Origin of the sequence: Kordia sp., from assembly GCF_045105435.1 — a bacterium.
GTDB lineage: Bacteria > Bacteroidota > Bacteroidia > Flavobacteriales > Flavobacteriaceae > Kordia.
The window spans coordinates 1-6,977 of the sequence record NZ_JBGCDL010000390.1 but is presented as its reverse complement, the minus strand read 5'-3'; the positions used below and the strand labels follow the sequence as shown (position 1 = coordinate 6,977).

Sequence of the window (6,977 nt, the reverse complement as noted above, 5' to 3'; positions counted from 1 at the left end):
GCGTTCCATCAGGAAGTATCGACAACGAATTAAATGTACCACCACCAACATCCTCCAAAAAGGTAGAATTACAAGTGGAAGGATCAACACTTGAAATACCTCCAGCTGAAGTCAATAAATAATAAACAGAGGCATCAGCTGGCATGGCGATATCGAACGCCCCACCAACACCGGTACAAATTATAGTAGAAACCCCTGTCTCAACATTGTATGATGCTATTTCACCTGACGATGTATTTACCACTATAGAACCTATATTTGCTATACAACGCCCTTCATCAGCATCTAAAATACCATCATTATCACTATCTAAATCTTGCGTATCTGCCACGCCATCTCCATCAGAATCTTGGGCATATAAATTACCAGGGCTTGCTAATACCAGTAATAAAAGTAATGCAAGAGAAATTTCCTTAAAATTCAACAAGACACTAGCTTTATTTAAAACAGAAGTAATTATATTGTTTCTCATTTGTTTGGGTAATTTTATATTTAATAATCTGTGTTTTTAGTTGTACTACGTGGCCTAAACCACAATAAAAAAATTAGAGACTTACGCTATATTTATATGTTGCATCAAATCTAAAATTTGTTAATTTTCTTTTTTACTTCAATGTAATTTTAAATCTCTTTATAGGATGCATCGTTCCTATCACTTTTGCGCTGCGCACTTATTATCTCTACTGGTTTGAATTTATTTTTATTCATTGGACACAACTCTTTCTGTATATACGTGATCTATGAAATTTTGGATTTCAGCTGGGCGCGAAATTATTTCTTGAAAAAAAATAATTCCTTCAGCTGCGGCTTCTTCTAACTTTAGGTTTTGCGCATCGTAAAGATTTTTTTCTTGCGCAAGCGTATTTTGTGAATACAGCATTGATAGACATATCACAAGAATAAGTGAGATTTTTTTTGGAATAAAAATAGTTAAAGATTCATTGCTAGACACTGTAGGTGCTAACATTGCATCAAGAGTAATGTTATTCATTCAAGGCTGTTTTTGTCTACTAAGATAGTAATTGGTTGATTATTTTCTTAACTTACTTTTAACAAATGTAATGAGTGACAGGCATATATGCGTATCATAAACGACTAAAACAACTAGTTTTTCGACAAAACACACACTTATCCTGTTAAAACGCTTACAAGATTTTTTTTAAACATTATCATACTTTTTTGCTTTAAAATCACTTTTTTTAACTAAAGGATTGTACATTAATGAATAATTAATCTAAAAAAGATACAATATGAGTACATTATATTCATACTAAATACATAAAATTAAGACTTCTTGAAATTATAAATCTTAAAACACTTGTATAAAAATACGTCCAAAATACCATTCTTAATAATCTTAAAATCAATTAGTTAAAATATTTATAATTGATTTTAATTAAGTATTTAAAAAAATAAATCGTATCCATTATTATGAAGCTACATAAATTGTTTTTGTAAAAAATAGGATCGCAGCAATTTTCTATACGAATCTATATTTTGAACCAAAATAAATTTTACGCATATCTTATCCATAGAAAAGCTATAATTTAAAGAATAGTGATACAAGCTACTTTAAAATATTTATCGTTTTTTGAAGTTAGTTTTGTGCTTTTTATCGAATTAACATTTTATTACATGAGCATGTCATTAGTATTGTTAATTTTGCAAACATATTTGCTGTTTATATGCGGCTTGTATCTCAGCGATTCCCCAAAAACCCCTCTAAATACAATATGTTTTAGAGGGTCTTTTTTTTTAGATTTAATTACTTAAGGAAAAAACATTTCTCTTTTAAATTTTATTAACTAACAATGATTCAATGGACTTTTATGTTTCATCAAATATATTCGTTATTCATTTTGTGTTCTCAGACCAAATGAACTTGAAAATGATTGATATTATTTGATTTAAAAGTGATATTTTTGATACCTATTTAAATACTTCTAATGAGCATACAACAAGAAATTGATAAACGAAGAACTTTTGGTATTATTTCGCATCCAGATGCAGGAAAAACGACACTTACAGAGAAGTTATTACTTTTTGGTGGCGCCATTCAAGAAGCTGGAGCTGTAAAGAATAATAAGATTAAAAAAGGTGCTACGAGTGATTTTATGGAAATTGAACGCCAAAGAGGAATTTCTGTGGCAACTTCCGTACTTGCTTTTATTTATAAGAATAAGAAGATCAACATATTAGACACACCAGGTCACAAAGATTTTGCAGAAGATACGTTTCGTACTTTAAGTGCGGTTGATAGTGTTATTGTTGTGATTGACGTTGCAAAAGGTGTGGAAGAACAAACAGAAAAGTTGGTTGAAGTTTGTCGTATGCGAAAGATTCCGATTATTGTGTTTATTAATAAGTTGGATAGAGAAGGAAAAGATGCTTTTGATTTGTTAGACGAAGTTGAGCAAAAACTTGGACTGCGAGTAACACCTTTGAGCTTTCCTATTGGTATGGGATATGATTTTAAAGGAATCTATAATATTTGGGAAAAAAACATTAATTTATTTAATGGAGACAATAAACAAACAATTTCTGAAGCTATTCATTTTGAAGACGTTAACAATCCCGAACTTGAAAATTACATAGGTGATACCGCAGCAGAAACTTTACGTGAAGAGTTAGAATTAGTGACAGAAGTATACCCTAATTTTGACAGAGATGAATATTTAAATGGTGAATTGCAACCTGTATTTTTCGGTTCTGCATTGAATAATTTTGGAGTGCGAGAATTACTTGATTGCTTTGTTGATATTGCCCCAACTCCACTACCTAAGATGTCTGACATACGCTTGGTTGAACCAAATGAAGATAAATTTTCTGGTTTTGTATTTAAGATTCATGCAAATATGGATCCGAAACATAGAGATAGACTTGCTTTTATTAAGATTGTTTCGGGAGTTTTTAAACGAAATACACCGTATTTACATGTACGATTGGATAAGAAACTGAAGTTTTCAAGTCCGAATGCATTTTTTGCAGAGAAAAAACAAATTGTCGACGAGTCCTTTCCTGGTGATATTGTTGGTTTGCACGATACAGGAAATTTTAAAATTGGCGACACATTAACGTCTGGCGAAGAGTTGAATTATAAAGGTGTTCCTAGTTTTTCTCCAGAGCATTTTAGATATATCAACAATGCTGACCCAATGAAATCCAAGCAATTACACAAAGGAATTAGCCAATTAATGGATGAAGGAGTTGCGCAATTATTCACTTTAGATTTGAACGGAAGAAAGGTTATTGGAACTGTTGGAGCGCTTCAATATGAAGTTATTCAATACAGATTAGAACACGAATATGGTGCAAAATGTTCCTACGAAAACTTGAATGTTCATAAAGCATGTTGGGTAGAAGTGGAAGACGAAAAAGACCCTGAATTTTTAGATTTTAAGCGTGTAAAACAGAAATTTTTAGCACGCGATAAAGAAAATAAATTGGTTTTCTTTGCCGATTCTTCATTTTCACTACAAATGACACAACAAAAATATCCTAAAATTAAATTCCATCTTACAAGTGAATTTTAATTATTTAGATGGTTAGATAAAGATCGATTTAATCAAAAAAAATCATTTTAAAGCCTTTTAAGATATTTATATCAAAAAGACATCCAATTACAAGGATGTCTTTTTTTTGTCTATTACAGCTAAAATAAAAAGGTTGTTTTTTACAAAGAAATAGTTAAAATCTATTTAAAAAAAATATTGATAGATTTTTTAAATGCTACTAAAAATAAAAAAACCTCAATTCGAAAATTGAGGTTTTTTATTTTATGCTTCTCCAGTTGGACCGAAATTCATCGGAATTGGAGGTTGTTCAAATTCTTTAATTTTTCCATGAGCTTTTTCAAAGCGATTTATATTTTCACCTAATGCCTTCATTAATCGTTTTGCATGCTGTGGTGTTAATACAATTCTAGATTTCACTTTTGCCTTTGGTCTCCCTGGCATAATGTTTACAAAATCTACTACAAATTCAGTTGCTGAGTGATTGATGATTGCAAGGTTGGAATAGGTTCCTTCTGCAGTTTCTTCATCTAACTCAATGTTGATTTGCTTTTCGTTTGCTTTATCGTTCATGTATTAAAAGTTTATTTCGTGCTTAGCCGCCATAATTTCGTTGTATTCTTCTTTCGAACCTACAATGATATCATCGTACTTACGCATTCCTGTTCCTGCTGGAATTTTATGCCCAACAATTACATTTTCTTTTAATCCTTCTAATGCATCCACTTTTCCACTTACGGCTGCTTCGTTCAGTACTTTTGTTGTTTCCTGGAACGATGCTGCTGAGATAAATGATTTCGTTTGTAGCGAAGCTCTTGTAATACCTTGTAAGATTGGTGTTGCCGTTGCTGGCACTACATCTCTTGCAGATACTAATTGCTTGTCAGCTCTTCTTAACACAGAGTTTTCATCTCTCAATTCTCTTGGAGAAACAATTTGTCCTGCTTTAAAGTTTTCTGACTCACCTGCGTCTTCTACTACTTTTTGACCGTAAAGATTGTCGTTTTCTCTAATGAAATCTGACTTGTGAATTAATTGGTTTTCTAAGAAGATAGTATCTCCTGGATCACCGATTCTTACTTTACGCATCATTTGACGAATAATCACTTCAAAGTGCTTGTCATTAATTTTTACACCTTGTAAACGATATACTTCTTGTACTTCATTTACTAAGTATTGCTGTACTGCAGAAGGTCCTTTGATATTTAAAATATCGTTTGGCGTAATAGAACCATCAGAAAGTGGCATTCCTGCTCTTACATAATCATTCTCTTGTACTAAGATTTGGTTTGAAAGTTTTACTAAATACTTTCTAATGTCACCAAATTTAGATTCTACAATAATCTCACGGTTACCTCTTTTGATTTTACCGAAAGAAACAACTCCATCAATTTCAGAAACTACTGCTGGGTTAGAAGGGTTACGTGCTTCAAACAATTCTGTTACACGTGGCAAACCTCCTGTAATATCACCAGCTTTAGATGATTTACGTGGTATTTTTACTAATACTTTACCAATATCAATCTTTTCAGAATCATCTACCATTAAGTGAGAACCTACTGGCAAGTTATATGAACGCTGAATTTCTCCTTTGCTATCTAAAATTTGAAGTGTAGGAATTAATTTTTTGTTTCTAGATTCAGAAATTACTTTTTCTTGGAATCCAGTTTGCTCATCAATCTCTACTTGGAAAGTAACACCTTGTTCAATATTTTCATACTTAATTTTACCTCCAAATTCAGAAATAATAGATCCGTTATATGGATCCCACTGACAAATAGGCTCTCCTTCTTTAACAACATCTCCATCATTAACAAAGATTGTTGATCCGTAAGAAATATTATTTGTACTTAAGACAATTCCTGTTTTCTTATCAAGAAGTTTAACTTCAGATGTACGAGAAATTACAATATCAATTTCTTTTCCTTCTTTGTCAACACCTTTAACAGTTTTTAGATCTTCTATTTCTAGTTTACCATCAAATTTAGCAACTAATTTATTTTCATCAGAAATATTACCTGCAACTCCTCCAAGGTGGAATGTACGTAATGTTAACTGCGTTCCTGGTTCTCCAATTGACTGTGCAGCAACAACTCCAACAGCTTCTCCAATTTGAACCATTTTATTTGTAGAAAGGTTACGTCCGTAACAGCTAGCACAAATACCTTTTGGCGCTTCACATGTTAATGGCGATCTTACTTCTACTGCTTCAATTGGTGAATTTTCAATAGCTTGTGCTATATCTTCATCAATTCCTTGTCCTGCCGCTACTAAAACTTCTTCTGTTAATGGATTGTACACATCATGTAAAGAAATTCTACCTAAGATACGATCTTTTAGTGGCTCAACTACATCTTCATTTTTCTTTAATGCTTTTACTTCAACACCTCTTAATGTTTCACAATCGTGAATGTTCACAATTACATCTTGTGATACATCAACTAAACGACGTGTTAAATATCCTGCATCGGCAGTTTTTAATGCGGTATCGGCAAGTCCTTTACGCGCACCGTGTGTAGAGATAAAGTATTCTAAGATCGATAATCCTTCTTTAAAGTTAGAAAGAATCGGGTTTTCAATAATTTCTCCACCACCTGCTGTCGATTTTTTCGGCTTTGCCATTAATCCACGCATTCCAGTTAACTGACGAATCTGTTCTTTAGATCCACGCGCTCCAGAGTCAAGCATCATATACACAGAGTTAAATCCTTGTTGATCTTCACTAATGTGCTTCATTGACAATTCTGTCAATTCTGAATTTGTTGTTGTCCATTTGTCAATTACTTGGTTATAACGCTCGTTATTTGTAATTAACCCCATGTTATAACTCGCAGTAATTTTATCAACTTCCTTATTAGCATAATCAATTAAGGTTTGCTTTTCTTTTGGAATGATAATATCACCTAAACTGAATGACAATCCACCTCTAAAGGCAAATCCGTATCCAAGACTTTTAATATCATCTAGGAAAGCTGATGTTGTTGGAATGTCAGTTACACGTAAGATTCCTCCAATGATACTACGTAACGATTTTTTCGTTAATACTTCATTGATATATCCTGCTTGTGGCGGCACTTTTTGATTGAAAAGTACACGTCCCACAGTTGTTTCTATAATTTGTGGAACTAATTCTCCAGCCTCATTAAAGTCAATTGCTCTAATTTTCATAGAAGCATTCAACTCAATTTTCTTTTCGTTATACGCCATTACCACTTCTTCAGCAGAGTAGAATGTTAAACCTTCTCCTTTTATTTTTCGTTCTGGAGTAGATTTACGCAACTTCGTCATATAGTATAAACCTAATACCATATCCTGTGAAGGTACTGTAATTGGCGAACCATTTGCAGGATTCAGAATGTTTTGAGAAGCCAACATTAATAGTTGTGCTTCTAAAATTGCTTCTGGTCCTAATGGTAAATGCACTGCCATTTGATCACCATCAAAATCGGCGTTAAAGGCTGTACA

5 protein-coding genes are annotated in these 6,977 nt (G+C 32.5%); 1 reads left to right on the top strand and 4 read right to left on the bottom strand.

The window, feature by feature from the left end:
* Positions 1-472 (bottom strand): hypothetical protein (locus tag AB8B65_RS19745; protein WP_405303005.1); only part of this gene is annotated, 472 nt, incomplete at its 3' end.
* A 228-nt stretch (positions 473-700) separates the two neighbouring features.
* On the bottom strand, positions 701-991 hold the full coding sequence (locus tag AB8B65_RS19740; RefSeq protein WP_405303004.1) for a hypothetical protein: 291 nt from the start codon (positions 989-991) through the stop codon (positions 701-703).
* A 955-nt stretch (positions 992-1,946) separates the two neighbouring features.
* Between AB8B65_RS19740 and AB8B65_RS19735 the strand changes: the two genes are divergently transcribed.
* Entirely contained in the window at positions 1,947-3,533 is a 1,587-nt protein-coding gene (locus AB8B65_RS19735; RefSeq protein WP_405303003.1) for a peptide chain release factor 3, read from the top strand.
* 243 nt (positions 3,534-3,776) lie between these two features.
* Here AB8B65_RS19735 and AB8B65_RS19730 read toward each other — a convergent pair whose 3' ends face one another.
* Both AB8B65_RS19730 and AB8B65_RS19725 read right to left on the bottom strand, forming a co-directional pair.
* On the bottom strand, positions 3,777-4,085 hold the full coding sequence (locus AB8B65_RS19730; protein WP_405303002.1) for a DUF3467 domain-containing protein: 309 nt from the start codon (positions 4,083-4,085) through the stop codon (positions 3,777-3,779).
* A gap of 3 nt (positions 4,086-4,088) precedes the next feature.
* Positions 4,089-6,977: DNA-directed RNA polymerase subunit beta' (locus AB8B65_RS19725; RefSeq protein WP_405303001.1), on the bottom strand; the 2,889-nt coding region annotated here is incomplete at its 5' end.

What these genes read in the sequence shown, in the direction of transcription:
- AB8B65_RS19740 (WP_405303004.1), bottom strand. Translation starts at nt 991, where the DNA reads ATGAATAACATTACTCTTGATGCAATGTTAGCACCTACAGTGTCTAGC.
- AB8B65_RS19735 (WP_405303003.1), top strand. Translation starts at nt 1,947, where the DNA reads ATGAGCATACAACAAGAAATTGATAAACGAAGAACTTTTGGTATTATT.
- AB8B65_RS19730 (WP_405303002.1), bottom strand. Translation starts at nt 4,085, where the DNA reads ATGAACGATAAAGCAAACGAAAAGCAAATCAACATTGAGTTAGATGAA.